Source organism: Bacillus sp. FSL R9-9497 (genome assembly GCF_038005805.1).
GTDB lineage: Bacteria > Bacillota > Bacilli > Bacillales > Bacillaceae_G > Bacillus_A > Bacillus_A cereus.
The window spans coordinates 3,197,676-3,222,791 of the sequence record NZ_JBBOTY010000001.1 but is presented as its reverse complement, the minus strand read 5'-3'; the positions used below and the strand labels follow the sequence as shown (position 1 = coordinate 3,222,791).

Sequence of the window (25,116 nt, the reverse complement as noted above, 5' to 3'; positions counted from 1 at the left end):
TTACAGAATGTATAGGTTTATCGTTTTACGATAACTTAAATGGAAGTAAGTTGTGCCAAGAAAAGTGAATGTTATCACAATGATACGTTCATAAACAAAATTATTTTTCCTATACAAATATAGCCGCGAATAATGCGGGTAGGAGGTGTTGTACATTTTTGTTCGACACTTACAAAAAGAGAGTGTCAATCGCACGCCCTTGAAGGGCCTTTTTTTGTGTAAATGGTAGTAAGGGAGGAAATTTTGGGATGGCAATGTTGAAAAAGTGGCTGCTTACGTCGTTAATGGCAGTGACACTTGTATTTGTTTCTTTTGCGAATACAGTACATATTACGTTTGCTGAAGGAAATACAGCAAAACTTGCAATTATTGGGGAATCACAAAAGGGCATTATGTTATGTCCGAAAGAAGAGCAAATTAAAGATGGGGAAACAGCTTTAAGTTTGCTGCAAAAGGTCATGGGGGACAAAGTAGAATCTGAAACAATGTCGTTTGGAACATATGTAAAAGAAATCGATGGTTTAATGGCCGGGGCTACAAGTGCTTGGCTATATGATGTAAATGATAAGTCTGCAGAAGTCGGAGCAGATAGTTATAAATTAAAATCTGGAGATGTTGTTGTCTTTCGCTTTGTTTCAGACTGGAGCAATATAAGCCAGGAAACATTGAAAGAAACGTTAGATAAGTTCGGGACGTGTAAAACAGAAGAACCTAACGGTGGCAAACCAGAAGAACCAAAGACGGATGATCCAAAACAAGAAAAACCAGAAGAACCGAAGACGGATGATCCAAAACAAGAAAAACCAGAAGAACCAAAGACGAATGATCCAAAACAAGAAAAACCAGAAGAACCAAAGACGGATGGTTCAAAACAAGAAAAACCAGATGGTACAAAAACAAATGATGAAAAACCAGAACAACCAAAGCAAGAGAACATTCAAAATCCAAGTGCACAATTAAACGAAGCCATTTCTAAAACATCAGATAAGATGTTACAAGATGGAATTGAAAGTGACTGGGTAGCTGTAGCGCTTTCTCGTTCTGGAAAGAATGTGCCAATTGAGGCAAAATTAAATTATGTTAAGTCAGTAACTGAAAAAGTAGAAAAGCGCATTAATCGTTTTTCAGCGACAGATTTAGCTAGAACAATTATTATGATGAATGCAATGAGTGCAGACCCTAAAAATGTAGGTGGACATAATTTAGTTCAAAAATTGTATGAGTCAGATAAAGTGAATTCTGTTACAGGTTATGCATTTGCTTTACTTGCATTTGATACGAAAAAGTATGAGATTCCAGTTGAATCAAAATGGAACAGAGTTGCTCTAGTGGAAGCACTGTTAAATAATCAGCATACAGACGGTGGATGGACTTATAATAGTTCAGGTAGTAAAGATAGTGCTAGTAGCGTTGATGTAACAGGTATGGTTTTATCAGCATTAGCTCCTTATCAAGAGCGATCAGATGTGAAACCAGCTATACAAAAAGCTGTTGCGTATTTATATAACGAACAGCTGCAAAATGGCGGTTTTTCAGCTGATGGACAAGAAAATTCAAATAGTACTGCGCAAGCAATTATTGGATTATCGCTTGTTAAAGATGTAGATCAAAATCGTCTTCATAAGGCAATGCAAAACCTATTATCATATCAACTTTCAAATGGTGAATTTAAATGGTTACCAAGTGATCAAAATGGTAACGGAATGGCTACAGAACAGGCTCTTTTAGCATTACTTCAATTTAAGGAAATGGGAAAATCTATTTATGATTGGTCTAATGTAGACGCTGGTAATGTAATTAAGCCAAAACCGATTGAAGAGCCAGAAAAGGTCGTTGAACCAGAAAATAATGTAGTAGAAAAAGAAGTTATTGAAGAACCGAAAGAACAAAAACAAGTACAACAAGAAACAAAAGATGAAAATCTAAAAGTAGTTGTAGATAACGAACCGGTTAAGAATAAAAAAATCGGAAACGGTAACAGTCTACCAAAAACAGGAGCATCTTCTCATAGTGCAGCAACAGAAGTAGGTATGGGTGTATTATGTATTGCTTCTGCATATGTATTATGGAGACGTAAAGCAGCTTAACAAAAAATTAGGAGCAATTATTTGCTCCTAATTTTCGTATGAAAGGTGAGAGATAGGATGAGTAAGATGAAATGGTTCATTTCTTTACTGCTTTCGCTCGGGCTACTTGCCGGATGTGAAGAGGCAACTGTAAAGCCTGAGAAGAAGGTAGAACCGAAGCAAGAAGAGGTAGCGAAACAAGAAGTACAAAAAGATAAAGCGAAGCCGGAAGAAAAAACAGAAGAAAAGCAAGCTGAATCAGAGCAAAAGCAGCAAGAAGAGCAGAAAGAGAAACAAGAACAAAAAGTAGAAGAGAAGCCGAAAGAGGAAAAGCCGCAGGCACAACCAGAGGTAAAGAAAGAAGAGAAACAACAGGAACAACAGGAACAACCGAAAGAACAGCCGGCTGTAAATAAGCAACCAGAACAGCAACAAGCACAAGAAGAGAAACAACAACCGAAAGCACCAGAAGTAAAAGAAGAAGCAAAGGTTGTGAATCAGCCGAAAGAAACACCGAAGCAGGAGCAAAAAGAAGATCCGAATAAAGCGGAGAAAACGATACCGACTCCGGCAGTACCAAAACCTGAACCACCAAAACCAGATCCAGTACCAGTACCGAAACCGCAAGCAAAACAAGTAACAATCTCGGTAAAAGGAAATAACGGATATATAATGGGTGCGAAAAAGATGGATGTACAAGATGGCGACACTGTGTATAAAGTATTACAACGTACAGGATTAGATGTTGATGCAAGCGGATCTAGAGATAGTATTTATGTAAAAGGTATTAATGATTTATATGAAAAAGATATTGCGGATACTAGTGGATGGAAATATCGTGTGAACGGTGCTTTTCCAAACCATAGTGCTGGTGTAGTTACGGTAAAACCAGGAGATACAATTGAGTGGGTATACGTATTACAATAAGAAAGGCATTCGGTAAAGGGCTATGAAAATAAGTTTTTCTTCTTTACATCCTTTTGTGAATTTTTTCTATTATATCGGGGTGATGATACTATGTACGATGTGTCTTCATCCTCTTTTTTTAATTGGAGCAATAGTATTAATTATTATGTTAAATGTGATGCAAGGAAATAGCGAAAAGATAAGAAAGATGCTACCGAGCACAATTGTTTTCTTTTTTATGGTAATTTTATTTAATTCGTTATTAACGCATAGAGGTCGAACTACGTTATTTTGGTTAGGTGATAGCCGTATTAAGCTTGAGGCGATTATGTTTGGAATAGTAATGGGGTTATTACTAGTTGCAGTTATGTTTACGTTTGCGTCATACAATGATATTATTTCCAGTCATAAATTTTTATATTTGTTTTCAAGAATTTCACCGAAAGTTGCATTGTTAACGATGATTACAGTGAGATTTGTTCCTTTGTTTATAAGACGATTAAAGAAAATCACACTCGTCCAAAAAACGAAAGGTGTGCAGGTAGATTCAGGTTCGATAATTGAACGCGTCAAAAATGGTATGCAATTGCTGCAAGTATTATTAATTTGTTCATTAGAAGATGCACTGCAAACGGCAGATTCTATGCAAGCTCGTGGATTTGGTGTAACGAAGCGTACGACGTATATTCGCTATAGAATGGAAAGGCGCGATTGGTATACGCTCAATTATTTAATCATTTTATTTATAGCTGCTATTGTATGTAGTAATTATGGCGGGGGGAAATTGATTATTTATCCGAAAGTCGAATCGATTCTATTTCAGCAATACGATGGGATGATGTTTGTCGTATTTACGATGTTTATTAGTTTACCAATCATAATGGAAGGGAGAGAATGGATATGGTGGCGCATGCAGAAATAAACAATTTATCATTTGTATATGCTGATGAAAATAAAAAAGCGTTACAGCATATTTCTCTTTCTGTTCAAAAAGGTGAGTTTATTGCACTTGCTGGAGGATCGGGATCTGGGAAGACGACGTTATTAAAACATTTTAAAAAGGAGTTACTTCCAATTGGTACGCGTTCTGGAGAGATATTTTATGAGGGTGTTTTAATAGAGGAAGTAGCTGATTTGTTATCTGCCCAAGAAATTGGGATGGTATTTCAAAACCCAGAAAACCAGATTGTTATGGATACAGTGATTCAAGAATTAGCATTTTCTTTAGAAAATATCGGATTACCATCACATATTATTCAAAAAAGAATAGCAGAGCTTATTAGCTTTTTAGGATTTCAAGATTTATTGCATCAATCTGTTCATACGTTATCTGGTGGGCAGAAGCAGCTTGTCAATTTAGCTGCGGTATTAGTTATGCAGCCGAAATTGCTATTATTAGATGAACCGACAGCGCAGTTAGATCCAATCGCTGCAAAAGAATTTTTAGGATTATTAAAACGGATTAATGAAGAACTTGGAATTACGATTATTTTAAGTGAACATCGTTTAGATGAAGTTATCCCGCTTGCAACACGCGTTGTTTGTATGGATAATGGCCGTATTATGTATGATGGTAGTCCTAAAATTGTTATTACGGATATGTGGGGAGTAGAAACATTCCGTCCATTTATTCCGCAAATTCCAAGGCTATTTTTAGAGTGGAATGTGAGAGATATTCCGTTTACAGTGCGAGAGGCGCAAATGAAAATGAATGATTTTGCAGCGATATCATATGTAAATGACCCAATAGCACAAAGTGAAAAGCAAGAGGTAATTTTAAGCGCAGAGCATATTTCGTTCCAATATGAAAAAAATAGTCCGCTTATTTTACGTGATTTATCAGTTTCGATTGAAAAAGGAAAATGGGGAGCGCTCGTTGGGAAGAACGGTACAGGTAAGTCTACACTGTTAACGATTTTAGCAGGATTACAAAAAGCGAGAAGAGGGAAAGTAAAGTGGAACGGAAAAGTGATACATAAAATCGATTCGAAAGAACGGTTTAAAAGTATTGGGTATGTATCGCAGCATCCGTATTATCATTTTACATTTGATACAGTATGGGACGAGGTTTATGAACGTGCACGTGAATTATACGGAGAACAAGGAAAAGAAATAGCAGAAGATACGCTAAAACAGTTTTGGTTGTATTCGCTTAAAGAACGCCATCCGCACGATTGTAGCGGAGGAGAGCAACAATTACTTGCGTTATGTACGACGTTATTATCAAAGCCGACTTTATTATTACTGGATGAACCGACAAAGGGATTAGATCCATGGAAGAAAGAACGAGTAGGAGAGCTATTTAGGAAGCTACAAAAAGAAGGTACAACAATTGTAATGGCAACGCATGATATTGAGTTTGCAGCGAAATACGTGGATCAATGTATGATGTTATTTGATGGAACAGTCATTATGAATGATGCACCGAAAGAATTTTTTAGTGGTAACTTCTTTTATACAACATCTATTAATCGATTCATTCGAAAAGAATTGCCATATGCATTAACATGGGAGGATGTGTACGAAGCGTGTCCAAACGATATGTTGCATTCATAATATGTATCTTTGCAGTAATAATCGGCACATTGCTTTTTACGACACTTGTCATGGACGGTTATTACATGTTAAGTAGTTTGTTTATATTAGCAGTTATTATGTTACCTTTCTATATCCGTTTTGAAAGAAAAGCGTTTGTTTCACGTGAAATTGTTCTCGTTGCTGTATTAGCGGCAATTGCAGCAGTAAGCCGGGTGCCATTTTCTATTTTACCAAGTGTACAACCAACTTCTTTTGTCATTATCGTTTCTGCAATTGTATTTGGAAGTGAAACTGGTTTTATGATTGGTGCTACAGCAGCAATCGTATCTAATATTTTTTTAGGACAAGGTCCATGGACACCGTGGCAAATGTTTTCGTGGGGCATGATTGGTTTTATAGCAGGTTTACTTCGTAATACATTTTTTATGAAAAAGCTATGGGGGAGACTTCTTTACGGAGTAATTGTTGGCTTTTTATTTGGCTGGATTATGAATTTCTGGGGCCTTCTCGGTTTTATACGAGAAGCAACGTGGGAAACTGTCATTTCGTATTATATCGCAAGTTTTTACTTTGATTTGAGCCATGCGATTTCGAATGTTATTTTCTTATTACTATTTAGTACTTCATGGATTACGATTCTTACAAGATTTAAAAAGAAATACGGTATATTAGATGAGCATAACGTGACATAGAAAAGCATACTCATATAAGGTAGGGTCGCGACTTACATATTCGTTTGCCTCTTTCATGCTTCTTACATAATGTAAGGAGCATTTTTTTGTCAAAAAATCGATTCAATATGCATCCGCTATTATATAAAATTATTTGTATAATTGTAGGTGAGAACTTTTTTCAAAAGGGAGGTGTATAGTTAATGAAGTTAGTTATTCCGAAGCAACATGGTGCATGGGCTATGCTTGTTATTCCTTTTTTATTAAGTGTCATACTTGGGAAACCTACTATTTATCATATTCCATTGTTTTTAGCGTGGTTCTTTATCTATTTAGCCACGTATCCATTTCTTACGTACATAAAGCAAAGACGAAAAAAAGAGTTTTTACAAGCTGCCATTGTTTATTTTATTATTGCGTTCCTATTTGGGACGATTTCTTTATTATATGAGTGGCGAATTCTTTTATTCGTAATAGTAATGATTCCATTATTTATAGTGAATATGTATTACGCTCGTCAAAAAAATGAAAGAGCACTATTAAATGATATTTGTGCGATTATTGTGTTTTGTATCGGTGGGTTAATTAGTTATTACTTTTCAATGAAGCAAATCGATCATACAGCTATATTTATTGCACTTATTTCATTTTTATACTTTTTAGGTAGTACGTTCTATGTGAAAACGATGATTCGTGAAAAAAATAATCCGAAGTATCGTCTTATATCTTGGGGATATCATATCGTATTAACGATAATTGTATTTGCGATTAATCCGTGGTGTTCTCTTATTTTTATACCAAGTGTCATTCGAGCAATTGTGTTGTATGGCAAAAAAATTTCTATTATAAAAGTAGGAATTTTAGAAATTGCTAATTCTGTATATTTTTTAATCATAACGGCAATAATTATGAAGTATGCCATTTGAAAAAACTTCCCATCAATTGATGGGAAGTTTTTAATCTTTTTCTAAAATGTGAACGGTGTACTCGCAACGTTGAATAGCTTGTTCAACAGCATAAAGTGATTGTTCAATACGAGCGCGATTAAAATCTTTTTCAACTGTTTCGAGCGCTTCTTCTAAACAATTTTTAGCTTCTTGTAATGATTGAAAAGAATCTTGTACATATCCGCGAGCATTTTGATGCATTTCATAATCCTCCTTGCATGTTCGTATATGGGTAGTATGAACAGTAAGGAAGAAAATATAATTTGTTATATTTATTATATTTGTTTGACAATTAAAGTGGAATTACGTATAGTAAGAATTAAGTGAATATTTTCTTATCCAGAGAGGTGGAGGGACTGGCCCGATGAAACCCAGCAACCGCGATGCAGGTGCTAATTCCAGCAGAACATATTTGTTCTGGGAGATAAGACGAAGATATATACGTAACTTCTTCTTATCGGAGAGGTTTTTTTATTGCAAAAAAACCGATTACGAAAATTTATATTAAGAAGAAAGGGGTTGCGCATTACTGTGACACTCGAAAAATACGTAAAACTGCGTAGTACAGTTTATGAATATATGATAGAGCAAGATAAGCCGATATCATTGTTAGATATTCAAGAACATATCGTTTCGCATCATGAAGGAAAATTCACGAAAAAGATGTTGCATCAATTTTATTTATCAAGATTATTAGACGAACTAAAACTGGATGGGAAAATTACATTAGCTGATGAATATCTCTATGCTGAAAAAGGGGTATTGTATAAGGCGAGAAAAGGGAGCTAAGCTCTCTTTTTTCTTAAAATAACGGAGTATGTAGAGTAAAAGACTGCTAAAGCAGCCTGATACAGGGAATGGTGTTGAGTGTGTAGTGTCAAAAATTGAATGTGCCTGAAAGAGGCAATTCATATCGGCTGCAAATGAAAAGAGACACCTTCGCCGAATAGGTGTCAGTCGTTTTGTCACGTAGACTTGCTACTTAACAGTAATTAGAATAACATGCAGGATTTTTGAAGTCAAAAGGGAATTAAAGGAAGGGGTACAATTATGTACGCTTACTTATTAAAAGATATAACGAAATGGATCCCAAAGTACATTGTAGATAAGGGATATGAATATTATGAAGATGGGCATGTAGAAGATGTTGAAATACAAGATAAAAAAGTGTTTGCTTTCGTTACTGGAAATGCAGGGAATTATGAAGTAGTTATCGATCTCGAAGATTTTTCAGAAAGTAACTGTGAGTGTCCCTATGAAAATTATTGTAAACATATGGCGGCAGTTGTTTATGATATGCAAGGTGCTGGTGAGAGTGCAGTTAAAGAGAAACTGAAAGATTTAGAAAAAGAAGAGTTACTTATATTATTAAATCGATTGTTGCAAAGTTCGAAAAACGTACAAATTGTAGAGAAGTTATTAAAGAAGGGGAAACTTTAACGTATAGAGGGAGTTGTTTTGTAGTGAACGTACTAATTATATATGCCCATCCTAACCCTTCAAGTTTTAACGCGGCAATTTTCAATCATGTGCAAAAAGGACTACAGGAAACAAATCATTCAGTTACCGTACTTGATTTATACAAAGAACAATTTGATCCAGTCCTCGTATTTAATGAAGAGAAGAAAAGACGCGATTTAGTAAATGAAGAGGAAACAGCTCGGTATAGAACGTTAGTAGAAGAAGCAGATACACTTTTATTCATCTATCCAATATGGTGGTGGGGGATGCCAGCAATTTTAAAAGGTTTTATTGATCGTATTTTCGTAGCTGGATTTGCTTATAAATATGAAGGGGCTCTGCCGAAAGGATTATTGCAAGGGAAAAAAGCGTGGGTTATTAATACGTTAGACTCGCCTCTATGGTACGTCGCATTGTTATATCGATCAGTAGATTGGATTATAATGAAGAGAGGTGTTTTACGTTTTTGTGGCATTCGCGATATAAAACGGTCAGTGTTTCAATCTGTGAAAACGAGTAAAGTATCAAAGCGTGAGAAATGGTTATTACAAATAGAAGAAAAGGCTCGTGCATTATGAATGAAGTCGATCGTATTATAAACTGTGTTCAGTATGATGGCGAACTTTTTCGGAAGTATGTTACATGTTTACTTCAATTGAAAAAATGTAGCGAAACATTTCAGCAAATTCAAATAGAGTTAAGAAATGATTATTTAATAAGAGGAATTTGTGAAAGAGAAGTTGATGAGGTAGTACGGGGAAGTAAAGAATATGAAATGCATTTTCTTCCTAAAGTATTACAGTGGAATTTTTTGAGGGGAAATCCACATCTAATTAAAAAAGTGTGCGAAGATTTTTTTGCATTTGAGTCATTACATCTTACGGAGTCAGAGTGGGAGAAGATTATAAATTGCGTGGGAAATAAGTGATTTATTATGTAAAAAAGCTAGTATAAAACTAGCTTTTCGTTTAAATAAATAAGAAACATAGACTAATAATAAAACCCGCATATAGTAAGTTCACAACACAAAATCCCATAATGTCACGAGCACCTAAACCAGCTATCGCTAATGCTGGTAATGCCCAGAAAGGTTGAATTAAATTCGTCCAAGCATCGCCCCATGCAATTGCCATTGCTGTTTTTGCAGCAGGTACACCAAGTTCAGCGCCAGCTGGAATCATAATTGGTGCTTGCACAGCCCATTGACCGCCGCCAGATGGAACGAAAATGTTAACAATGCCAGCACTTAAAAATGTAAAGAGCGGAAAAGTCGTTTCATTTGAAATGCTAATAAAGAAATTAGAAATAGCTCCTCCAAGTGAAAGTCCTTCACTATTTACTCCAATCATCATGCCCATAATTCCTGCGTAAAACGGAAATTGAAGTAAAATGCCAGAAGCACTTTTCGTAGAGTCTGAAAAAGCACGAATATACTGAATCGGAGTACGGTGGAAAATAAGACCTGCAATTAATAACATAAAAATCACGATATCGAGAGTAAGGTTAAAACCTTTCGTATAAAAGTAATTGAAAATATAAATGAGACCTAACAATCCAACGCAAAGTGTAATAATAATGCTATTTTCCATCTTTTCAGCGAACGTATTTTTTTCTACTTCTTGAGCAGCAGCTTCTTCATGGAACACGCTAGGATCTACTGTAATCGTATGTTTTTCATCTGGATGCATCGCTTTATTAATGAGAGGCATCGTAATGAGAAAAATAATAACTGGAACGAGAGCGTATGGTGAGAATAACGTTTCTGTTATTGGAATCGCCTCTTTAATACTTCCAGCAGTCGTTTTAATTAACGTTTCACCGCCTGTTGCTAACGTAAGAGGGATAGAGGCAGAAAGACCGGCATGCCAAATGAGAAATCCAGAGTAAGAAGAGGCGATTGCTAGTCTATAATCTAATCCGTCCAGCTGCCTTGCCACTTCTTTTGCGTATAAAACAGATACAACAATTCCAAAGCCCCAGTTTATGTATGCACCGAGTAAACTTACAATTGAAATGGCAATAATGCCTTGTCCAGTTGTTTTTGGTAGTCTGGCAGCTTTCGTTAATCCTTTTTTAATAAGAGGAGCATTTGCTAAAGTAGATCCAGTCACGAGTACAAGTGCCATTTGCATAGAAAAGGCGAGGAGTCCCCAAATTCCATTACCCCAGTGATTAATCATTTCTACAGGTGTTTGGTGAGTCGCAAACATACCAAAGAAGATAACGAAAACAGTTAGTAAACATGATAAAATAAACGGTTCTGGCAAGAAGCGCTGCACTAAGGCGACGCAACCATTTGTAAAGGAACGAAACAAAATAGATCAACCTCCTTATGTATATGTATTACAATTATTCGAGGTTGTTTAGGAGATAACCTTCAATATAAAGAAAATTCAGATATTTATAGAGTGGTAATTTATTGATAGGTTGATATAGAGCCTTGTATCAAATTCTGCTTTTAATATACTAGAAGAAAACGGTTGGAAATGGGGTAGCACTTATAGGGATAGTATAGAGAAAGGTTACTAGTTGGCTTCAAAGCAACTGTTGCAAAGGGAGAGGAGATTCAATACAATAGTGTTGCATTACATGAGAAATATGTTTTAGCACAAATCTAGCTAAAAATGTTTATACAAATACATTTAAAATTGATGGGGGAATTATGATCAAAAGTTTTTATCTTTTAAAGCCTAAAATGTTTACGGCAGATATATATTATAAAGTTTTTATTACAGGTGACTGTATATATTTTATAAAGATTGGCGGACAGTTTCATAGCCGACATGCTTATAAAAAACAATTACCTGGTATTTCAGAGCTATTGTTTTTGTTTTGGTTCAAAAAAATTGAGAAAAAACAATTAAACTTAGAAACTGAAATAGATGTAAAAATACATACTGGCGATGTACATGAACTCTTGCAATTAAAGAATAACTTTTCAATTGAAATAAATATAATTGAAGAGGTACTATTAAATAAACGAGGAACGTTTCATACAGGTTTTAATGATAATGGAACGATTTCCTTCATGTTAAAAAATGGTCAAAAAATAAAGTTCATCATCCCGGAAGAAACTTTATTTTCATCTATAGAAGAAATTTTCGACCAATATGAACAGACAATCTTTGTAAGGGAAGTGTTTTAATACATTCTCCAAAAGATGTGGATGTATAAGTTAAACGCTCAATTAAAATTGTAAACTGCTTATAAAATTTTCGATAGGTGTATTTTAGGTAATTGTTTTTTCAATCTTTTCTAATAACGAAAAGATAATTGGTATAGTAGTGTAAATAATGTACTGTAATGAAAAAGCTTCCACTACTGTGGAAGCTTTTCTAAATGATGTGCAATATCAATATACATATTTGAGTAAACCGAATGTATTTCATTACTTGGCGTTGCGTTAGAAGAGAAATGAACGATTACCATATTTGTTTTCGGATCGATGTAAAGTGTTTGTCCGTAACTACCTAACACTTCGAAAGCACCTTGTTCATTGTGCGGAATCCACCATTGATTATGATAAGAAATGGAAGCTCCAGGGGCAATTGCAAGTTCACCTTCTTGGACATTTTTTATATCTTTAGTAATAGAAGAAGGGAGAATTTGTTTTCCGTTATATTCCCCGTTGTTTAATAGTAATTGCCCGAATCTCGCCATATCTCTAGCAGTTGCATTTAATCCAGCACTAGCTTGTTCTACTTTTGTTTCATCTGTAACGTAATACGCGTTTTCTTCCATACCAATTTGAGACCAAATTCGTTCGCTTACATTTTCAGCTAGTGATTTACCAGTAATAGTTCTAATAATCCAAGCGAGCGTTTCTGTTGATCCGTTATTGTAAGAAAAGGCAGAACCAGGCGGTGCCGTTTCTTCGGCTTCTCGTAACATATCATAAATTTTCATCGGACCGTCGTAATTTTTGCCGCGGGGTAAAATATTGCTAGCTAAATATAATTGTGCATCTTGATTTTCTAGCCCAGGCTGCTCATATCCGTGGGTCGGGTATTCTGCTGACACTTGCATGTCCATTAATTGCTGAAGTGTGGCATTACCGAACGGTGTGTTTTTTAATTCTTTTATGTAAGTGTCAGCTGTTTTCTCTAAATCGATACGATTCTCTTCAGCGAGAGATTGTATAATTGCCCCGGTAAAGACTTTTGCTAATGATGCCATACCATGAGGTTCATTCTGTTTATACCCATTGAAATATCGTTCGTAAACAAGTTGTCCATTATGTACAACGACAAAAGCATCTGTTTTGTTATCATCTAAAAGTTTTTTTAGAGGAGTTGTATTTCCAAATCTACGCTCCACAGCAAAATCGTCTAAGTTTTGCAATGCGGAAGGGAAGTGAGCAATTTGGTCAGGATTGTTTTTTACGTCATTAACTAAAGTGAATTCTTTCATGTGTGTGTACGACCAACGTAAGTAAGGGTCATTTAACCAGTTTTCTTTTGTCACATTATGTTTTGATGGGGTCGTTTTATTTTGTTTGAAGTAAGTAAACCCAAGCCCTGTAATTACAAATATGAATGTTAGTATAAGTAAGAGTAGGGGAGATTTTTTTAGTTTCATATATGGCCCTCCTTTTTATTTCTACTATAAGTATACGCTCGTCTTGAAAGAAATACAAAATAAGGAAAGTAAACGGGGAAGTTTACTTTCCTTATTAACGTTAAGCGGAAATTTTTTCGTCTGTAGGTTGTTTCTTGAATTTTTGTTTTCGTCCGTGTAATCCATAATATAAAAGTAAAGTGAACGCAACGATAATAGCTGCGATAAAATACATATTATGATAACTGGATTTCGCTGCGACAATACCTAAAATGAAAGAACCAAAACCAATACCACTATCAAAGAATGAGAAATACGTAGCTGTCGCAGAACCACGTCTATGGTTTGGAGCGGCAGAAATCGCAATCGTTTGGAAACTCGGAATTAATGTCCCGTAACCTAAACCGATTAGCATACCTGCGCCAAGGAACCAAAATGAAGTTTGTGCTTGGCTTAATATGAACATTCCGATTGTGAAAATAATGATAGCAGGGTAAACGAGTACATTTTCACCGAAGCGATCAAAAATCTTTCCTGTAAATGGACGAGAAATGACAACAACAAGTGCGTATAAAATAAAGAAGTAACTTGCAATTTCACTTAAACCGAGTTCTTTCGCATAAATAGGAATAAAGGATAAAATACCACTATAAGAAAAGGCTAAAACAAATCCTGTAAGTGCAATCGGAATAGAAGATGGTTCGATTAAGTCTTTCCATTTCATTTTTTCACGTTTTTGTTTGCTAACAGGTGCTTCGTGCGGAATATCTACAAGTAGTCCTAATAAAAATGCAAGTAATGAAAATACGGAACAAACGATAAATAATACAGTAAACGAAAAATGAGAAATAATTGTTAAACCTAAAAAAGGACCAATTACCATCGGCAGACTCATAAATACGCCGAAATATGCAAGCGCTTCGCCTCGTCGATGAGCTGGCGCAACATCAGTTACAATCGTACCAGTAGCTGTCGTTGCCATCCCGAACCCAATACCGTGCAAGAAGCGAAGGGCAAGTAATAAGAATAAACTTTGCGCACCGAAATACATAACAGTAGCGGCTAAAAATAATGAAAGTGAAATAAATAATATTTTCTTTCTTCCTAAATCATCGAGCCATTTTCCTGTGAATGGTCTACATAAAACAGAAGAAATAAGAAACACAGTTGCAACTAAACCAATTTCCTCAGGCTTTCCTTTTAGGCCGTCTATAACATAGACAGGCAGAGTAGTCATAAGCATGTAAAATGTTAAGAAGAGAAATAGACTACTAAAACAAGTTCCGAGGAAATCCTTCGTCCAAAGTTTCTCACTTTGCATCGTCATCCCTCCAATTTAATCTAAATTTTTAATAATTTGTTGTAACACTTGAAATGCTTGATGTAAATCATCTTCATTAATACCTTCTAGCGTTTTTTCTTCGAAAGTATCAACTTCTTCTTGCCATACTGGAATCATCTTTATCGCTGTTTCGGATAAAGAAATGAGCTTCTCGCGGCGATCTTTACCTTCTGTACGAATAATCCATCCCATCGTTTCCATACGTGTTAACGTACGAGTCATCGTTGGTGATTCAACATTTAAATACTGGCACAATTCTGTTTGCGTACAAGAACCAGTTTGATTAATGCGGAAAATAACAGCCCATTGCGCACTAAATAACCCTGTTGGAGATACACGTTCATTAAATTTCTTCGTAAACTTCCGAGAAGTCTGGCTGACGATGTGAAAAAAATGTTGTTTTTCGTCCATGTATTTTGATCCTTTCAAATTAGTTACCTAGCTAACTATATACTTTTTTATAATAATTGTCTAGTAATAGACATATTGATTTATGTAAAAAATTCTTATAGGTTTTATGTTGCGAACGTATATTCTACGTGCTATTCTTTAATTAAGTAAAGAATTTTCTTTCTATTAAATAGAATGGGGGAACTTGTGATGATTAAGCCTGCAACAATGGAGTTTGTTTCACTATCGAACGGAGAAACGATTGCATATCAGGAAGTTGGAAGGCGAAATACAGATATTCTTGTACTCATTCACGGGAACATGACATCGTCACAACATTGGGATTTAGTTATTGAAAAGTTGCAAGATCAATACCATATTTACGCTCTTGATTTAAGAGGGTTTGGACAATCAACGTATAATCAGTCGATAGATTCATTACAAGACTTTGCAGACGATGTAAAATTATTTATTGACGAGTTAAAGCTAGAGAAATTTTCATTAATGGGCTGGTCAATGGGTGGTGGCGTTGCGATGCAATTTACAGCGAATCACCCAACTTTTGTAGAAAAGTTAATTTTAGTAGAATCAGTAGGAATGAAAGGATACCCAATCTTTAAAAAAGATACGAATGGGCAGCCGATTGTATCAAGTTTAGTAAAGACGAAAGAAGAAATTGCGCAAGATCCAGTACAAATCGCTCCAGTATTAGATGCGATAAAAAATATGAACAAACTATATTACCGTACAGTATGGAATCTATTAATATATACACATAATCAACCTGAACCGGATCGTTATGAAAAGTATTTAGATGATATGTTAACGCAACGTAATTTCGTAGATGTGAATTATGCGCTCATTACATTTAATATTTCAGATGAACATAATGGGGTTGTAGAGGGAAGTAAACAAATTCATCGTATTAAAGCGCCAACACTCGTCATACAAGGTGATAGAGATTATGTCGTACCGCAAGTAGTCGGTGAGGAATTAGCGAAACATTTGCCAAATGCAGAGTTGAAGGTATTAGAAGATTGCGGACACTCGCCGTTTATTGATTGTTTAGATGTATTTATAAAACATGTAGAGAATTGGTTAGAACAGAAATAATCCCCGAAATGAAAGGTATTGCATATACTATAACATTGTAGGTAAAAGGGGAGATTATCAATGCATCATCCGTTCTTAATTGTGCATTCTCCATATAATCATCATGTGTATACAAAAATGATGATAGCTCCGCTGTATATGCAAGTTTCACCAGCTGTAGTTCCGTTACAAATACAACAGCCACCAATTGTTCATTCGCATCATTATTTATATGAAACTGCTTTTTATAAACATCCATATTTCAAGCAATTTCATAACAACGTGAAAGCACAAGTTTGGGAAGGATAAGAAGCTAAAAGGTTCATTCTTTTAGCTTCTTTTTTATTGCGAATATTCGTACACGCATTTGAAAAAACAGTTTATAATGAAAAGTGGAAGCGTGAGAAGGAGAGGGACAGAGGATGTCAATGCGTTTTACTTTTTGGATTATGGTTGGGATTGTAGCAATCTCGGGTTTGTCACAAGGAATGCTCTTACCTGCCATTGCAATGATTTTTGAACAAGAAGGGGTTAGTTCAAGTATTAATGGTATTCATGCGACGGCATTGTACATTGGGATATTAGTTATTTCGCCGTTTCTTGAAAAACCGATGCAAAGGTTTGGAATGAAGCCGATTATTGTTATAGGTGGGTTTCTCGTTATTATTTCATTATTCTTTTTTACACAAACATTTTCATTTTGGGTATGGTTTATCCTTAGATTTCTAGTTGGAGTTGGAGATCATATGCTTCATGTCGGAACACAAACATGGATCACGACAACATCAGACCCAAGTAAAATAGGGAGACAAGTATCGATATACGGTGTATTCTTCGGAATTGGTTTTGCCGTTGGTCCGTATTTAGCAAGCACTGTGCAGTACGGTCTTGCAACACCATTTATTATATCTACTATACTTTGTCTAATAGGTTGGCTTTTACTACTTCCAACAAAAAATGCATTCCCAGCGCAAGATGAAAGAGAAGCAAAGAGTGAATCATCATTTTCTCGTTATAAACAAGTTGTTGGATTAGGATGGATTGCACTGCTAGGACCACTTGCATATGGCGTACTTGAAGCAATGTTAAACAGTAACTTACCAGTATACGCACTTCGTAAAGGGTGGTCTGTTTCAGATGTATCCTTCTTATTACCAGCATTTGCAGTTGGGGGTATTATTACACAAATTCCGCTCGGTATATTGAGTGATAAATACGGAAGGGACCGTATATTAACGTGGACGTTTAGCATAAGTACGGGCATTTTTCTACTTGCCGCCGTATTTGATCAATATTACTGGATCGTCTTTGCCTGCATGCTTTTAGCGGGTATGGTTATTGGATCGTGCTTCTCTTTAGGGCTTGGATTTATGACTGATTTATTACCGAGACATTTACTACCGGCAGGTAATATATTATCCGGAATCGCTTTTAGTTTAGGAAGTATTATGGGACCTGTATTAGGCGGCGTATTTATAGAAAAAATACAGTATACAAGCTTTTTTATTGCGGTTATGATTATAATGGGAATTCTCGCAATGTTATATATGGTCTACATGAAAAATCAATTTGCATCAAGAAAAATAGAAAGTAGGTTAGGGCATGACAAAACAACCTAATAAAAAGAAATTTGAAGTACTTGAAAATGAAACAATTACAGACTGCTTAGTACGTATGGAACAAGAAGGCTACGCTCCGTCTCGTCGTATGGAAGAGCCAATCTTTCATGAAGTAAAGAAAGACGGCAAAACAGTAGTTGAGCCGTGCGGTAGGAAGATTGTTTTTGAAGGGAAATTGAAGTAATCCAATAACAAATTCTCTTTATAGTATAGAGCCATCCAATAGTTGGGTGGCTTGTTTTTTTATTAATCAATGAAGGAATTGAATAGAATGAATCTCTCGTTCATTTCTCCTAATTGGCTTCTTTATATGGGGCAAAAGATTGCTACTTTTTTCGTATATTGGTAAAATAAGTTCTTGGGTCTTACTTATTGTTATCGGTATAATGTTTGTCGCTTGAATGAAAGAAATTAGTTGCAAAAATTTCGCACTATGTAAAGGGTTACAGCAACGATCCCTTTTTTGGGAGGCACCTTAAACATAAAGCGAGAGAAGAGGCTATATGAACGATTCTCCCATCTTGTTTAAATATTAAACGAGTTACTGCAATTGGAACAGGTATATCAAACTAGTCGACATCCTGATGGATTATGTCTTTCTAGCAATCTATCATTTCTGATGGAATCGATAGATTGCTAGAAAGCGGAAAACAATTATTAGTATATTCCGAAGCAGGTGTAACAGAGTGTCCTTCCATAATTAAGGGTAAAACCAAAATACGTTGTTGTAAAGAATGATTTGTTAGAACTGGTTATAAGGAATAAAACAGAAAAGAGGATCACATGTTAGATACTTTACAGAGAAGTAAAAAGTTTTTTTTAGTATGTCTTATTTTTTTAGTGCTTTTAACCGCTTGTGGTAATACAGATGTTAAGACATCTAAAGCTTCATTACCACCGGCTGAATCCAATATAGATACATCATTAAAAGCACCAAATTGGGTAGAGAAAAGTCCTATCCAACAGTCTCCTAATTTTACTGAAGATAAAAAAATACAATCGGTTGTGAATTTAATAGCAACGGGTGATAATTTATATCATGACGCAGTAATTAAAGATGGCAAACAAAAAGACGGTTCATATGATTATAATTATATTTATGAAAATATCAAAAAAGCTGTTAAATCAAGCGATCTTGCTATAGTGAACCAGGAGACTCCGATTGCCGGAAATAATTTAAAAGTACAGGGATATCCGACTTTCAATACACCTGAAGAAGTAGGCCAATCTTTAGTGGACACTGGATTCAATATAGTGACGCAAGCGACAAATCACGCTATGGATATGGGTATTAAAGGTGTTGCGAATACAAGAGAATACTGGAAGAAATATCCGGATGTTATCCCGGTAGGTATTAATGAGGGTCAAAACGAGCGTAATGAAATAAAAACGATTACAAAAAATGGTATTCGTTTTGCGTTACTAAATTATACATATGGTACGAATGGAATTAAAATTCCAGCTGATAAGTCTTGGGCTTTAAATTTAATTGATAAAAAAGCGATACAAAATGATGTGGAAAAGGCGAAGAGTAGCTCTGATATGGTGATTGTTATGGTGCATTGGGGAGTAGAATATACCTCAACACCTTCAAAGCAACAAAAAGAAGTTGCTCAATATTTAACAGATTTAGGTGTAGATGTAGTAATTGGAAATCATCCACATGTAATTCAACCAATTGAGTGGAAACAAAATAAAGATGGACATGAAACGCTAATCTATTATTCTCTTGGAAATCTTATTTCTGCGCAAGAAAAACTAGAAACATTGGTTGGAGGATTATCTTATGTACAATTTGTTAAGTATGAAGATAAAACTTTTGGTATACGACAAGCGGCAATCGTACCGACAGTAACCGACTATGCTGATGGTAAGAAACAATTTAAAATTCAATTTTTAAAAGATTATTCGGATGAAAATTCTAAAAAACATGGAATTAAAAAATTTGTCGGCCCCGTTTCTTTGAAGGATTTCAAGGAGATTCCTAGAGACGTGTTGGGAAATTGGTATAAAGACTAATAAACAAAAAGGGAATGAGATACAATTAAAAAATTTATAATTTTAGCATTGGTATTAGCAATGGGATGGAGTCTTGCTGCTTGTAGTGGAAAGCAAACATCTCAGGCAACTACTAATAATAACGATAAAAATAAAAATGAAATACATGCGAAGAAAAAAGATGTTTTACCTATCTCTGATGTTAATGATTGGAGAATTATCCTTGTAAATAGAGAGCATATGTTATCAAAGGAACTAGGAATCGAATTAACAAGTATCACCCAAAATGCGAAGCCAAATATGAAAATAGATAGTAGAATTGCAACTTCCTATCAGGATATGGTAGCAGCTGCAAAAAAAGAGGGAATCAATCTTTATTTAAGATCAGGTTATCGAGCTATAAAATTACAACAAACTTATTATGATGCTTCAGTTAAAAGCTATAAATCTCAAGGCTTGTCGGATAAAGAGGCTAGTGCTAAGGCATTGGAATATCTTCAGTATCCTGGTGCAAGTGAACATCATACTGGATTAGCGTTAGACATTATTTCAGTTGAATGGCAGAATACTGTAGAAGATTTAAATGCAAAATTTGAAACTACCGATGCATTCAAATGGTTAGATAAGAATGCTGCAGAATATGGATTTACTCTCCGCTATCCAAAAGATAAAGAGAATATTACTGGCATTAAGTATGAGCCATGGCACTATCGTTATGTAGGGAAAGAAGTTGCTGTTTATCTAAAAGAAAAAGGGTTAACTTTAGAAGAATATAACGAAAAAATTAAGTCTGGTAAGTAAAAATATGCTTTAATTTTATTAAACATTATGCACTGCTACAAGAAAAGGTGAATCTGAGGATGTGTTAACCTTCCGCCTAGTATTGTAAAAACTGAGTATGATAATTTGAGCACGTATGAACCAGTTATCGTGTAAAAAGATGTATGTATTAAGAAATTAAAGTTAAGGATCTGATATTCATATCAGATCCTTTTTCTATTGTTCTTTTAAGCGCGACTGAGCCAAAATATTGGAATGAATATAGAAATAAAACAGCCTAAGGAATAGTATAACGAATCAGGGAGCCTACTCGTACGCTTCATTGGGATTATCCAGAAATAGTTGTTGATGAAATAAGAAAGAACTGGTCTTACTCTCAAGCAAGGATTTAATACGAATGAATTGGATAAAAGGTAGTAATAAAAAACACTGCGCCTGGCAGTGTTTTTTATTATTTCTGCACATAAATACATAGTCATATTGATTAAAGTTTCACTTTATTGAAGAAAAATGCGAAAGCCATTCATAAAATATGGAAATGTTAAAATCCCTTTGATAAAATAGCAATATGTAAAAATAATTATTTGTTAATTCTTAATGTAATGAATATTCATGTTTAAATATACGAATTTAACTACATAGTTATTGTGCTAAAGGGGGAGAAAGATGTTAGATGAATTGTACAATGCTTTTTTAAATGCGTCTGGTTTTACAGAAAGTGCGAGGAAACGAGATCGGTATGATGATTTACATGATTATTTAAAAGATAAAGAAAGAGAGTTAAAGCAATTCATTCAAGAGGCTGAATCAGCAAAGAGAGAGTATGAGAGTAAAAGTAATGGCTTAGAAGCTAATAAAATTCCGGCAGTTGAATTTGAACAAAAACGTCATGAAAAGGATGAAGACTTAAATACAGTATTATCCTATTTTAAAAGTGCATTAAGCGATATTGGATCTGCAAAAAGTACAGCTTATGCAAAGTATTTGGAATATAAAGCGAAAGCAGAATCGGAGAAAGCGTCAGCATACGCCGCAGCGACCAAGGCTTTTGAAGAAAAGAAAAAGGAATTTGAAAACTTTATCCATTAAGCATACAAAGAATGGAGGGAACCAACATGAGTGGTAAAGAGGTTGAAATTATAGGAAGTAACACTGCAAGTGCCATTTCTTACGCACAAAACATTGAAAATGGTATGAAGGATTCTTTAAACCAAGCGAAAGACTTAAAAGCATATATCACAGGTGCGAAATGGAATGGAAAAACGAGAGATGCATTTTTAAGTTATCTTGATTTGATCATTCAATATAATTCAGAAATGGTAGAGGCATTTGAAGGACATACGAAAGCTTTGAAAGAGTTAGATAAAAGCATTCAAACGTACGGAGATAAATCGGAAGTAAGGGCGATAAAACAACTGTGATGGAGAAACGAGGGATAAAAGAATGGGGAAAGAAATGAGTTTTGCACCTGCTGAATTATATGTTCTCGCAGGTGCAGCTGGGGTTACCGATATATTTGGATTGCCAAACCGTGACGCAATTATTTTACTTGATGCAGAATGTGTCACGAAAGCAACTACGAGTTTAAAAGAAAAAGGCCTACTTACAAGTGAAAATGGAATTACCCCTGCAGCTTTTCAAATAATTGAACTATTAAAGGAATATGAAAATTGTCATGAATACACGAGAATGAATAATGTATTAATTGGCTTTTTAAAAGAGGATAAAGATCGAGTGGCTGTATTAACGGAAATAGAGCCAAATAAAAAATACGAGATCGACTACATACCAAAACCGGACGTATATTTTTCATTATTAACACGCATTCCTTTCTTATTGAGAGAACCGAGGGAAATAGAAGATACATTTTTCTCAAAGAGAATGACAGAGGCAGAACAACAAACATTTGAGGAAAAAGATTTATCAAATAAAGACGTTATAGCGATAGAAACGTATACGAGGCCTCGAAGTAATAGAGGAGGAAAATGGGAATGTTTCTTATATTTCACTGAAGGAGAAGATTTCGTTCAAATAGATGTAGATCGTAATCGATATGACTGGGTGAGCCTCTATGCGGTTAATAAGAAATTGTATGACGTGTTAAAAATGCCATATAAAAAGTTAATTGACCCGAGACAATTCTCGTTAGGAGGTATTCAATAATGCAAGTATCAATGGGAGATAGTGGTTCTGGTGGTGGAGAAGAAGTATTAGTTAATTTTCAAGAACTACTTGATATAGTAATGAAGTTAGAAAATATATATAAAATCCATGTAGACGTCATTGGAACGAATATTGAGAGTTTATTAAGCTGTGATTTTTATCAAAAAGGTGAAGCGATGAGAGTAATTGAAAAATATCCTGATATATTACACAAAACACTAGAATTGGCTGAACACTATTCTAGGTCAGCGACAGTTGTAGGAAATGTATGTGTAGAAATGCTTGAAAAGGACGAACAATTACGTGAAATATTAAGTAAGTTGTAGAAATCACCATACGGCTGGGGGGATGAAAACGAGATGGATGTGAAATATAGACCTGAACCATGGCAAAACATGGGGGATGGTATGAATCGAATTACAAAAGATGCACTCATGAAATTACGGGAAGCAAATGAATCATTAAAAAGAATTGATGGAAGAATACGAGATTTAGACTCGGATGGTAGTATACATTTTAATCCTAAAGATCAATCGCAAAAAATCGGGGAATTACTTGATAGCTATTCGACATTACAAAAATATTGCGGAGAAGCAGGTCGATTAGTCTCTGAACATATAGATAAACCTTTTTTAGTAGAAATGGATAAATTCGCTCAAAAAATGAGAGATACATCTATTCTCAGTTTTGAAACAAATAACCGAATTGGCTCTACAACAACGACAGTATTACCAGGTGCGCACGCGGGATACGGAAGTGTACCACAAACAATACAGAAGAAGAAAGATAAAATAACAGTAGAAGATATTTTTAGAGATTCTCCTGCATTTGATAACGTACTTAGGGCAGAATACAAAGAACTAAAAAAACAAAATCCAGATGCAAAATTAAATTATGAAGAATACAAGAAAGTAGTCCCATCCACACGAGGATTTGAATACAAATCGATAGAAGATGAACAGAAAAAACTAGAAATGGTGCGAGATATAGGAATAGGCGTAGGGATCATCATCACAACAATCCTTTGTCCACCACTCGGGGCCGCTGCGGCAGTTGTATACGGCGCTGTACAAATAAAAAGCGGTATCGACGGAGAAGACTGGGGAACACACCGGAAATTGAGCCAAGAAGAGCGTGTAGGAAACATCATTTTTGGCGGATTAGATGCAATCCCAGTTGTGGGAGCGGTAGGAAAAGGAGTAAAAGCATTCAAAGGCACGAGTGAATTAGCTAATTTAGCGAAATTATTAAAATTCAAAGAAGGAATGCCTGGTTTTAATCCAAATTTGGGTAAAAATGTGGTACAATCGCTTAAGGAAAATAATCTATTAAAAAATTTAAAAATACAAGGCTGGAAAACCGTAGATAAGATTAATGATGCGGACTATTTCATTAAAGGTCTAGTAGCAAAAGGTGTGGACTCCGTAACCCCATTCGTTAAAGGGGTAGAAATACTGCCAGATGGAAGTGTCGCTAGATCTGGAACGAACTATAGCGGGAAATTCCAAGAAGCCCATGATGCCTCTAAGGCGAGTATTCAGAGTAGGATCTCGAATTTGGAGATTGGTGGGGTTAAGGGGACGGGTGAAGGTACTCAAACTAAAAAAATTAAACCGACTAATGAAAGAACTGCAGAATATGAAGAAGCTATGACAAAAGCAGCTAGAGATTTACCTCCTTATAGTAGAAAACCTAATAAACCAAGAGATTTTGAAGAAAAAGTAGTAGATGATTCTACAGGAATTACTACTTATACATTTACATCTAAGAAAAATGGGGAAACTTATAAAGTTAAATATGATAAAGATGGTTACCCAATTTTTAATTCAAAATATGAAACATCTTTATCAGAGTCATATCATTTAGAGCCTGACTCAGTGCAGTTTAAATATCTCTCACAAAAATTATATGACGATATAATGAAAGATCCAAACTTAGCAAAACAATTCAGCCAAACAGATATTGAGTTATTCAAATTAGGTAAGAAGCCAAAATCAGTCACATGGCATCATCATCAAGAGACTGGTAAAATGCAACTTGTTGATTACTATGAACATCAGGTTGCGGGTCATACAGGTGGTAGAGCAATTTGGGGTGGTGGAGATGACGGTAGAACAGGTAAATTGAAGAAAATTATTTTGGAGATGATAAAATGAGCCGAGTAACTTGGCTATTTACGGATGGAGCGATAGATGAGCAAGTAATTATTGCTGTGGAGAATTCATTTGGTGTCAGATTTCCAGATGACTACCGTGAATGCATAAAAAAAAATAACGGTGGTTATCCTGAGCCTAATATTTATGATATTAATGATGATGAGGGTGGAGCAGTCTTTGATTGTCTATTAAGTTTTACAAACAAAGATGCAAATATAGAAGTTGTTTATGAATTAACTTCACTTCCGGAAGGTATTATTCCATTTGCAAGAGACCCATTTGGGGGACTTATTTGTTTTAATTACTGTGATACTAAAGATTCTCCGTCAGTAGTTTTCTATGATCAGGAATCAGTGAATGAGGATAAAATTAAATTAATATGCGACTCTTTTTCTGAATTGATTGAGAGATTATACTCTGATTGAGAAAA

At 35.1% G+C, this 25,116-nt stretch carries 28 protein-coding genes and 1 riboswitch; of the genes, 23 read left to right on the top strand and 5 right to left on the bottom strand.

The window, feature by feature from the left end:
- Positions 1 to 248: 248 nt before the first annotated feature.
- The 6 genes from MKY21_RS16575 to MKY21_RS16550 all read left to right on the top strand — a co-directional run bounded on the left by MKY21_RS16575 (position 249) and on the right by MKY21_RS16550 (position 7,107).
- Complete coding sequence (locus MKY21_RS16575; protein WP_341076916.1) at positions 249 to 2,087, top strand: DUF4430 domain-containing protein; 1,839 nt, start codon at positions 249 to 251, stop codon at positions 2,085 to 2,087.
- 57 nt (positions 2,088 to 2,144) lie between these two features.
- The gene (locus tag MKY21_RS16570; RefSeq protein ID WP_341076914.1) at positions 2,145 to 2,993 is read left to right on the top strand and encodes a DUF4430 domain-containing protein; all 849 of its coding nucleotides are present in this window, start codon (positions 2,145 to 2,147) and stop codon (positions 2,991 to 2,993) included.
- 22 nt (positions 2,994 to 3,015) lie between these two features.
- Positions 3,016 to 3,894, top strand: coding sequence for an energy-coupling factor transporter transmembrane component T (locus tag MKY21_RS16565; protein ID WP_041183995.1), 879 nt, complete (start codon positions 3,016 to 3,018; stop codon positions 3,892 to 3,894).
- Positions 3,867 to 5,528, top strand: coding sequence for an ABC transporter ATP-binding protein (locus tag MKY21_RS16560; RefSeq protein ID WP_341076912.1), 1,662 nt, complete (start codon positions 3,867 to 3,869; stop codon positions 5,526 to 5,528). Before MKY21_RS16565 ends, MKY21_RS16560 begins: the two co-directional genes overlap by 28 nt.
- The gene (locus MKY21_RS16555) at positions 5,501 to 6,202 is read left to right on the top strand and encodes an ECF transporter S component (protein ID WP_000044901.1); all 702 of its coding nucleotides are present in this window, start codon (positions 5,501 to 5,503) and stop codon (positions 6,200 to 6,202) included. Before MKY21_RS16560 ends, MKY21_RS16555 begins: the two co-directional genes overlap by 28 nt.
- A 182-nt stretch (positions 6,203 to 6,384) precedes the next feature.
- Positions 6,385 to 7,107, top strand: a complete 723-nt coding sequence (locus tag MKY21_RS16550; protein WP_000779976.1) for a YwiC-like family protein — start codon at positions 6,385 to 6,387, stop codon at positions 7,105 to 7,107.
- A gap of 30 nt (positions 7,108 to 7,137) precedes the next feature.
- Here the strand turns inward: MKY21_RS16550 and MKY21_RS16545 are convergent, their stop codons facing one another.
- Positions 7,138 to 7,329 carry a hypothetical protein gene (locus tag MKY21_RS16545; RefSeq protein ID WP_000554032.1) on the bottom strand — a complete coding sequence of 64 codons (192 nt, stop codon included), beginning with the start codon at positions 7,327 to 7,329 and terminating at the stop codon, positions 7,138 to 7,140.
- Positions 7,330 to 7,460: 131 nt separating this feature from the next.
- Positions 7,461 to 7,559: riboswitch (SAM riboswitch) on the top strand.
- A 100-nt stretch (positions 7,560 to 7,659) separates the two neighbouring features.
- Between MKY21_RS16545 and MKY21_RS16540 the strand changes: the two genes are divergently transcribed.
- The 4 genes from MKY21_RS16540 (at position 7,660) to MKY21_RS16525 (ending at position 9,517) form a co-directional block, all read left to right on the top strand.
- The gene (locus MKY21_RS16540) at positions 7,660 to 7,917 is read left to right on the top strand and encodes a hypothetical protein (RefSeq protein WP_000171476.1); all 258 of its coding nucleotides are present in this window, start codon (positions 7,660 to 7,662) and stop codon (positions 7,915 to 7,917) included.
- 261 nt (positions 7,918 to 8,178) lie between these two features.
- Complete coding sequence (locus MKY21_RS16535; protein ID WP_000271527.1) at positions 8,179 to 8,568, top strand: SWIM zinc finger family protein; 390 nt, start codon at positions 8,179 to 8,181, stop codon at positions 8,566 to 8,568.
- A gap of 23 nt (positions 8,569 to 8,591) precedes the next feature.
- Positions 8,592 to 9,167 carry an NAD(P)H-dependent oxidoreductase gene (locus tag MKY21_RS16530; protein WP_001101573.1) on the top strand — a complete coding sequence of 192 codons (576 nt, stop codon included), beginning with the start codon at positions 8,592 to 8,594 and terminating at the stop codon, positions 9,165 to 9,167.
- Positions 9,164 to 9,517: a hypothetical protein gene (locus tag MKY21_RS16525; RefSeq protein ID WP_001006474.1), complete on the top strand. Its 354-nt coding sequence runs from the start codon at positions 9,164 to 9,166 to the stop codon at positions 9,515 to 9,517. Before MKY21_RS16530 ends, MKY21_RS16525 begins: the two co-directional genes overlap by 4 nt.
- A gap of 40 nt (positions 9,518 to 9,557) precedes the next feature.
- Here MKY21_RS16525 and MKY21_RS16520 read toward each other — a convergent pair whose 3' ends face one another.
- Positions 9,558 to 10,904, bottom strand: coding sequence for a short-chain fatty acid transporter (locus MKY21_RS16520; RefSeq protein ID WP_341076909.1), 1,347 nt, complete (start codon positions 10,902 to 10,904; stop codon positions 9,558 to 9,560).
- A gap of 347 nt (positions 10,905 to 11,251) precedes the next feature.
- On the opposite strand from MKY21_RS16520, the gene MKY21_RS16515 reads away from it, so the two are divergent.
- A complete protein-coding gene (locus MKY21_RS16515; protein ID WP_000597308.1) occupies positions 11,252 to 11,734 on the top strand; it encodes a hypothetical protein in 483 nt (160 codons plus the stop codon).
- Positions 11,735 to 11,907: 173 nt separating this feature from the next.
- On the opposite strand, the gene MKY21_RS16510 is transcribed toward MKY21_RS16515, so the two are convergent.
- From MKY21_RS16510 to MKY21_RS16500, 3 genes are all read right to left on the bottom strand, one after another.
- Positions 11,908 to 13,167: a serine hydrolase domain-containing protein gene (locus MKY21_RS16510; RefSeq protein ID WP_000768741.1), complete on the bottom strand. Its 1,260-nt coding sequence runs from the start codon at positions 13,165 to 13,167 to the stop codon at positions 11,908 to 11,910.
- Between the two features lie 100 nt (positions 13,168 to 13,267).
- Positions 13,268 to 14,467, bottom strand: coding sequence for an MFS transporter (locus tag MKY21_RS16505; RefSeq protein WP_001190317.1), 1,200 nt, complete (start codon positions 14,465 to 14,467; stop codon positions 13,268 to 13,270).
- A 15-nt stretch (positions 14,468 to 14,482) separates the two neighbouring features.
- A complete protein-coding gene (locus tag MKY21_RS16500) occupies positions 14,483 to 14,899 on the bottom strand; it encodes a MarR family winged helix-turn-helix transcriptional regulator (RefSeq protein ID WP_000343680.1) in 417 nt (138 codons plus the stop codon).
- Between the two features lie 189 nt (positions 14,900 to 15,088).
- Between MKY21_RS16500 and phaZ the strand changes: the two genes are divergently transcribed.
- The 12 genes from phaZ to MKY21_RS16440 all read left to right on the top strand — a co-directional run bounded on the left by phaZ (position 15,089) and on the right by MKY21_RS16440 (position 25,111).
- A complete protein-coding gene (gene phaZ / locus MKY21_RS16495; protein ID WP_000594878.1) occupies positions 15,089 to 15,991 on the top strand; it encodes an intracellular short-chain-length polyhydroxyalkanoate depolymerase in 903 nt (300 codons plus the stop codon).
- A 60-nt stretch (positions 15,992 to 16,051) separates the two neighbouring features.
- Positions 16,052 to 16,279, top strand: a complete 228-nt coding sequence (locus tag MKY21_RS16490) for a hypothetical protein (RefSeq protein ID WP_000546487.1) — start codon at positions 16,052 to 16,054, stop codon at positions 16,277 to 16,279.
- A gap of 113 nt (positions 16,280 to 16,392) precedes the next feature.
- Positions 16,393 to 17,589 (top strand): MFS transporter, encoded by a 1,197-nt coding sequence (locus MKY21_RS16485; protein WP_000062796.1) that lies wholly within the window; start codon positions 16,393 to 16,395, stop codon positions 17,587 to 17,589.
- On the top strand, positions 17,573 to 17,773 hold the full coding sequence (locus MKY21_RS16480) for an NETI motif-containing protein (protein ID WP_103622671.1): 201 nt from the start codon (positions 17,573 to 17,575) through the stop codon (positions 17,771 to 17,773). Before MKY21_RS16485 ends, MKY21_RS16480 begins: the two co-directional genes overlap by 17 nt.
- Before the next feature lie 599 nt (positions 17,774 to 18,372).
- Positions 18,373 to 19,608: a CapA family protein gene (locus tag MKY21_RS16475; protein WP_000887604.1), complete on the top strand. Its 1,236-nt coding sequence runs from the start codon at positions 18,373 to 18,375 to the stop codon at positions 19,606 to 19,608.
- A 48-nt stretch (positions 19,609 to 19,656) separates the two neighbouring features.
- Complete coding sequence (locus tag MKY21_RS16470; protein ID WP_000241986.1) at positions 19,657 to 20,388, top strand: M15 family metallopeptidase; 732 nt, start codon at positions 19,657 to 19,659, stop codon at positions 20,386 to 20,388.
- A 645-nt stretch (positions 20,389 to 21,033) separates the two neighbouring features.
- Complete coding sequence (locus MKY21_RS16465; RefSeq protein ID WP_000883462.1) at positions 21,034 to 21,456, top strand: hypothetical protein; 423 nt, start codon at positions 21,034 to 21,036, stop codon at positions 21,454 to 21,456.
- A gap of 26 nt (positions 21,457 to 21,482) precedes the next feature.
- Entirely contained in the window at positions 21,483 to 21,788 is a 306-nt protein-coding gene (locus tag MKY21_RS16460) for a WXG100 family type VII secretion target (protein ID WP_044307295.1), read from the top strand.
- A gap of 22 nt (positions 21,789 to 21,810) precedes the next feature.
- Positions 21,811 to 22,530: a DUF5081 family protein gene (locus tag MKY21_RS16455; protein ID WP_000514121.1), complete on the top strand. Its 720-nt coding sequence runs from the start codon at positions 21,811 to 21,813 to the stop codon at positions 22,528 to 22,530.
- On the top strand, positions 22,530 to 22,856 hold the full coding sequence (locus tag MKY21_RS16450) for a hypothetical protein (protein WP_001198201.1): 327 nt from the start codon (positions 22,530 to 22,532) through the stop codon (positions 22,854 to 22,856). Before MKY21_RS16455 ends, MKY21_RS16450 begins: the two co-directional genes overlap by 1 nt.
- A 33-nt stretch (positions 22,857 to 22,889) precedes the next feature.
- Positions 22,890 to 24,686, top strand: coding sequence for an HNH endonuclease (locus MKY21_RS16445; protein WP_341076897.1), 1,797 nt, complete (start codon positions 22,890 to 22,892; stop codon positions 24,684 to 24,686).
- Entirely contained in the window at positions 24,683 to 25,111 is a 429-nt protein-coding gene (locus MKY21_RS16440; RefSeq protein ID WP_000092332.1) for an SMI1/KNR4 family protein, read from the top strand. The genes MKY21_RS16445 and MKY21_RS16440 overlap by 4 nt, the downstream gene beginning before the upstream one ends.
- The last annotated feature ends 5 nt before the right edge of the window (positions 25,112 to 25,116 follow it).

Bases quoted from the DNA above. Each gene is read 5' to 3' on its own strand.
- MKY21_RS16575 (WP_341076916.1), top strand. From the start codon at position 249: ATGGCAATGTTGAAAAAGTGGCTGCTTACGTCGTTAATGGCAGTGACA.
- MKY21_RS16570 (WP_341076914.1), top strand. From the start codon at position 2,145: ATGAGTAAGATGAAATGGTTCATTTCTTTACTGCTTTCGCTCGGGCTA.
- MKY21_RS16565 (WP_041183995.1), top strand. From the start codon at position 3,016: ATGAAAATAAGTTTTTCTTCTTTACATCCTTTTGTGAATTTTTTCTAT.
- MKY21_RS16560 (WP_341076912.1), top strand. From the start codon at position 3,867: ATGGATATGGTGGCGCATGCAGAAATAAACAATTTATCATTTGTATAT.
- MKY21_RS16550 (WP_000779976.1), top strand. From the start codon at position 6,385: ATGAAGTTAGTTATTCCGAAGCAACATGGTGCATGGGCTATGCTTGTT.
- MKY21_RS16545 (WP_000554032.1), bottom strand. From the start codon at position 7,329: ATGCATCAAAATGCTCGCGGATATGTACAAGATTCTTTTCAATCATTA.
- MKY21_RS16535 (WP_000271527.1), top strand. From the start codon at position 8,179: ATGTACGCTTACTTATTAAAAGATATAACGAAATGGATCCCAAAGTAC.
- MKY21_RS16525 (WP_001006474.1), top strand. From the start codon at position 9,164: ATGAATGAAGTCGATCGTATTATAAACTGTGTTCAGTATGATGGCGAA.
- MKY21_RS16515 (WP_000597308.1), top strand. From the start codon at position 11,252: ATGATCAAAAGTTTTTATCTTTTAAAGCCTAAAATGTTTACGGCAGAT.
- MKY21_RS16510 (WP_000768741.1), bottom strand. From the start codon at position 13,167: ATGAAACTAAAAAAATCTCCCCTACTCTTACTTATACTAACATTCATA.
- MKY21_RS16505 (WP_001190317.1), bottom strand. From the start codon at position 14,467: ATGCAAAGTGAGAAACTTTGGACGAAGGATTTCCTCGGAACTTGTTTT.
- MKY21_RS16500 (WP_000343680.1), bottom strand. From the start codon at position 14,899: ATGGACGAAAAACAACATTTTTTTCACATCGTCAGCCAGACTTCTCGG.
- phaZ (WP_000594878.1), top strand. From the start codon at position 15,089: ATGATTAAGCCTGCAACAATGGAGTTTGTTTCACTATCGAACGGAGAA.
- MKY21_RS16490 (WP_000546487.1), top strand. From the start codon at position 16,052: ATGCATCATCCGTTCTTAATTGTGCATTCTCCATATAATCATCATGTG.
- MKY21_RS16485 (WP_000062796.1), top strand. From the start codon at position 16,393: ATGTCAATGCGTTTTACTTTTTGGATTATGGTTGGGATTGTAGCAATC.
- MKY21_RS16480 (WP_103622671.1), top strand. From the start codon at position 17,573: ATGACAAAACAACCTAATAAAAAGAAATTTGAAGTACTTGAAAATGAA.
- MKY21_RS16475 (WP_000887604.1), top strand. From the start codon at position 18,373: ATGTTAGATACTTTACAGAGAAGTAAAAAGTTTTTTTTAGTATGTCTT.
- MKY21_RS16465 (WP_000883462.1), top strand. From the start codon at position 21,034: ATGTTAGATGAATTGTACAATGCTTTTTTAAATGCGTCTGGTTTTACA.
- MKY21_RS16460 (WP_044307295.1), top strand. From the start codon at position 21,483: ATGAGTGGTAAAGAGGTTGAAATTATAGGAAGTAACACTGCAAGTGCC.
- MKY21_RS16455 (WP_000514121.1), top strand. From the start codon at position 21,811: ATGGGGAAAGAAATGAGTTTTGCACCTGCTGAATTATATGTTCTCGCA.
- MKY21_RS16450 (WP_001198201.1), top strand. From the start codon at position 22,530: ATGCAAGTATCAATGGGAGATAGTGGTTCTGGTGGTGGAGAAGAAGTA.
- MKY21_RS16445 (WP_341076897.1), top strand. From the start codon at position 22,890: ATGGATGTGAAATATAGACCTGAACCATGGCAAAACATGGGGGATGGT.
- MKY21_RS16440 (WP_000092332.1), top strand. From the start codon at position 24,683: ATGAGCCGAGTAACTTGGCTATTTACGGATGGAGCGATAGATGAGCAA.